The organism is Niveispirillum fermenti (assembly GCF_048066175.1).
Taxonomy (GTDB): Bacteria; Pseudomonadota; Alphaproteobacteria; order Azospirillales; family Azospirillaceae; genus Niveispirillum; species Niveispirillum fermenti.
This window is the reverse complement of sequence record NZ_JBLTXA010000078.1, coordinates 1-3,740: the sequence shown is the minus strand read 5'-3', so window position 1 is coordinate 3,740 and position 3,740 is coordinate 1. Positions and strand designations below refer to the sequence as shown.

At 67.2% G+C, this 3,740-nt stretch carries 5 protein-coding genes; 3 read left to right on the top strand and 2 right to left on the bottom strand.

The annotated features are described in order from the left end of the window. Positions 1 to 53: 53 nt before the first annotated feature. Together ACM9LZ_RS25645 and ACM9LZ_RS25640 are read right to left on the bottom strand one after the other, a co-directional pair. Positions 54 to 965 carry a DUF4743 domain-containing protein gene (locus ACM9LZ_RS25645; RefSeq protein WP_416622340.1) on the bottom strand — a complete coding sequence of 304 codons (912 nt, stop codon included), beginning with the start codon at positions 963 to 965 and terminating at the stop codon, positions 54 to 56. Further along, entirely contained in the window at positions 965 to 2,230 is a 1,266-nt protein-coding gene (locus ACM9LZ_RS25640) for a TCR/Tet family MFS transporter (RefSeq protein ID WP_416622339.1), read from the bottom strand. The genes ACM9LZ_RS25645 and ACM9LZ_RS25640 overlap by 1 nt, the downstream gene beginning before the upstream one ends. A gap of 132 nt (positions 2,231 to 2,362) precedes the next feature. Between ACM9LZ_RS25640 and ACM9LZ_RS25635 the strand changes: the two genes are divergently transcribed. The 3 genes from ACM9LZ_RS25635 to ACM9LZ_RS25625 form a co-directional block, all read left to right on the top strand. Next, the gene (locus ACM9LZ_RS25635; protein ID WP_416622338.1) at positions 2,363 to 2,554 is read left to right on the top strand and encodes a twin transmembrane helix small protein; all 192 of its coding nucleotides are present in this window, start codon (positions 2,363 to 2,365) and stop codon (positions 2,552 to 2,554) included. A gap of 57 nt (positions 2,555 to 2,611) precedes the next feature. Continuing rightward, positions 2,612 to 3,205 (top strand): cob(I)yrinic acid a,c-diamide adenosyltransferase, encoded by a 594-nt coding sequence (locus tag ACM9LZ_RS25630; RefSeq protein ID WP_416622337.1) that lies wholly within the window; start codon positions 2,612 to 2,614, stop codon positions 3,203 to 3,205. Between the two features lie 337 nt (positions 3,206 to 3,542). After that, on the top strand, positions 3,543 to 3,740 hold a 198-nt coding region (locus ACM9LZ_RS25625; RefSeq protein WP_416622336.1), incomplete at its 3' end, for an electron transfer flavoprotein subunit beta/FixA family protein.

The following is a 3,740-nucleotide window of genomic DNA, read 5'->3' as shown; positions in this document are numbered from 1 at the left end:
TTGCGGCGCATGGGCGCCGGGCCGCCGGTCGGCGGCCTCCAATCCGCCAAAGGTCAAACCTTCGGCGGATTGGTATAATCCGGAGCTACCGGGAAAAGCGGCCGCCGCAAACCCTGGCACAGGTCCAGATATTCGGGATGCGCCGGGGTCAGCCAGCCATGGCGGATCAGAAAGTCGATGACCGTCAGGTTGACATTGAACTTCCAGTCGTCGCTGTCGCGCACGCTGGCCGCCACGCGCGACAGGGGCCAGAGCTCGAACCGTTCCACCTCCCCGTCGGTATTGTGCGGGATGAAATCGGCCGGCAGTTCCAGGTCGTACAGGAACAGCACGTCGGGCTTCAGGCCATGGGGCTGCTCCATCAGATAGGTGACGGCTCCCACGGGCACGGCCCGGCGGGCCAGGGCCGGGGGCAGGGCGGCTTCCTCCCCCGCCTCCTTCACCAGGTTTTCCGCCAGGCTCAGGCCGGCCGGCTGCCCGCCTGCCACCAGATTGTCGTAACGGCCGGGCGCCACGGCCCGGTCAGCGGAACGCCTGGCGACCCAGAGATGGATGCCGTCGGGCCGGCGGACGAAGCCGTTGACATGCAGCCCATAGGCCGTGACCCCGAAAAAGGGCACCGCCGCCCGGTCCATCTCCATCAGCGCGGGCCGGCCCCAGCCCGGACCGACGGCATACATCTCCCCCCGCAGCGGCGGGATTTCCCCTTCATCCACGAGGCGGGCCAGCGCCTGCGACATTGCCCGCGTCCGGCCGGCCGGGCTTTCCAGGCCCGGATGCAGGGCCAGCCCGTCGCCATCCGCAACGAAGGGCGGCCCCATGGCCGACAGCTTGCGCAAAAAGCCGGGCCGCACATGGCCGACCGTCCGGCCCCCGACGGCAAAGGGCCGGAAACCCGTCAGGTCATGCCGGTTGCAGGCCTGCACATGGCGCAGGAAACCGGGAAGGATGGCATCGGCGGACATCAGGCGGTCTCCCGCGGGGGGCTGGTGGGGCCGGCGGCAGGGGCGCGGCGCAGGGCCCAGGCGGCGATCAGCCCGGCCAGCGCCAGTGTCGCCGCCCCGACATAGAAGGGCATGCCCGGCACGGGGACCACGGCCCCGGCCGCCGTGAAACGGGCAAACAGATCGGCCCCGATCAGCGGGGCCACGATGAAGGTCAGGCTCTGCACGCTGGCGAACGCCCCCTGCACGGCCCCCTGCTCGTCGGCTCCGACGGTGCGGGCCACGACGCTCTGTATGGCGGGCGAACTGATCCCGCTGAACGCATGGACCAGGATGAAGCCGTAGAAGACCATACCTGCCGTGGCGGTGCCATAGCCGATATAGGCCACCATTTCCAGCGTGATGCCCAGCAGCACTGTCCGCGCCTCGCCCAGGCGGCGGACGATGCGCGCGATCAGCACCCCCTGTACCACGACCGTCGCCAGACCGACGGCGGCCAGCGACAGGCCGTTGTCCAGCTCGCTCCAGCCGAAGCGATTGCTCGTATAAAGCACCCAGACCGTCTGCATGATCCCCATCGCCAGCACCATGCAGGTGCGCGAAGCGGCCAGACCCAGCACGACGGGATGGCGGGCCAGCGCCTTCAGGCTGCCCACCGGATTGGCGCGCGCCCAGCGGAAGGGCCGGCGGTTGGCCGGGTCCAGCGATTCCGGCAGCACGAACAGCCCGTAAAGGAAGTTCAGGCCCGCCAGCCCGGCCGCCGCCATGAAGGGCAGGCGCAGGTCGATCTCCCCCAGCAGGCCGCCCAGCGCCGGCCCCGCGATGAAGCCCAGCCCGAAGGCCGCCCCCATCATGCCGAAATTGCGGGCCCGGTCCGCCGGTCCGCTGATATCGGCGATATAGGCATTGGCGGCCGTGATGTTGGCCGCCGTCAGTCCGGCGACCAGCCGGGCGGCCAGCAGCCAGCCCAGCCCCGGCGCGAAGGCCATGAACAGATGGTCGATGCCCGCCCCCGCCACCGATGCCAGGATGACCCGGCGACGGCCGAACCGGTCCGACAGGGCACCCAATGCCGGCGCGAACAGGAACTGCATGATGGAGAAGCTGGCCACCATCAGCCCCATCCACCACGCCGCCGACGCCTCATCCCCGCTGAAATGCCGGACCAGCCCGGGCAGGACGGGGATCACCAGACCGAAGGTCAGCACATCCAGGAACACCGTCACCAGGATGAAGGGAATGCCGGCCTGGCGGCGGGACGGGGTGGCGGCTTCGGTGCGGGACATGCTGTCTTTCCGATGGTTCGGCCCTGCGGGAGCTATAGCAGGATCGGAGACCGGCTGTCGCCGGCCCGCCAGCGCGTTTTCCCTTTTCATGCCCCCTGTGCGGGCCGCTCCCGACGCGCTATATCTGCCGGCATGAACGGCTTTCTGATCTTCCTCATGGTCCTGGCCATGATCGCCACGCTGGCTGTGCTGGTGATCGGCCTGTTCGCCATGGCCCGCGGCGGCGAATTCAATGCCAGGTACGGCAACCGGCTGATGTGGTGGCGCATCCGCCTGCAGGTCGCCGCCATCCTGCTGTTCATCCTGGTCTTCCTGGCCTCCTGAGCGCCCTGCCGGGACGCCCCCTTTTTGTCTGCCCCCCGCGCAAGAAAGGTTTTCCCCATGGTCCGCCTGACCCGCATCTATACCCGTGGCGGCGACAAGGGACAGACATCGCTGGGGGATGGCAGCCGCGTGGCCAAGCACGCCCTGCGCGTCGCCGCCTATGGCACGGTGGACGAGGCGAACGCCATCCTGGGCATTGCCCGGCTGCATACGGGGGCAAAGGCGGGGGACGATCCCGTCCTGGCGGATGCCGATGCCATGCTGGGGCGCATCCAGAACGACCTGTTCGATCTGGGGGCCGACCTGTGTACGCCGGAGGCGGACGATCCCCCTTACCCGCCCCTGCGGATCGTTGATGTGCAGGTGGACAGGCTGGAGGCGGAGATCGACCGCATGAATGCCGATCTGGCCCCGCTGAACAGCTTCATCCTGCCCGGCGGCCGGCCGGCGGCGGCCTATCTGCACCAGGCCCGCACCGTGGCCCGCCGGGCCGAGCGGGAGATGACCGAACTGGCACTCACCGAGACCGTGGGCGCGCCTGCGCTCAAATATATCAATCGCCTGTCTGATCACTTGTTCGTTCTGGGCCGCTGGCTGAACGACAAGGGGGCCGCCGATGTGCTGTGGGTACCCGGCCTGACGCGGGGGTGAGGCGGGGCCGACACGGGGTCTGGCATCATGGGAAGGGGGTGAAAGCCCTTGAAATCCTGCCCCTGTCCGGTATCTTACCATTACGTAAAGGGAAATCTGTTTCTGTCCTGCAGCCATGCGTTCGTGTGCGCTGGGTAATGAAATTTCGTTTCAGCACTACCGGACGCACTCTATTGACATGTGCGCTGCAGCAAATCTAAGGTCCCTGCCCGATCTGCGGGCTGGACGGCGGGCGGTGAATGCCCAATCTTATGCCCAGGTTGAATGAACGGCTGAACGCCGAGAGTGAAAGGGGCGGGGACCATCCACCGTCCGGTATCATGCGAGGGGATCGCCAATGAAAGTACTGGTCGCCGTTAAGCGTGTCGTTGACTACAACGTCAAGATCCGCGTTAAGCCCGACAGCAGCGGTGTTGAGCTGTCGAATGTCAAGATGTCGATGAACCCGTTTGACGAGATCGCGGTTGAGGCTGCGGTTCGTTTGAAGGAGGCTGGGAAGGCCTCTGAGATCGTGGTTGTTTCGATTGGTCCTGCA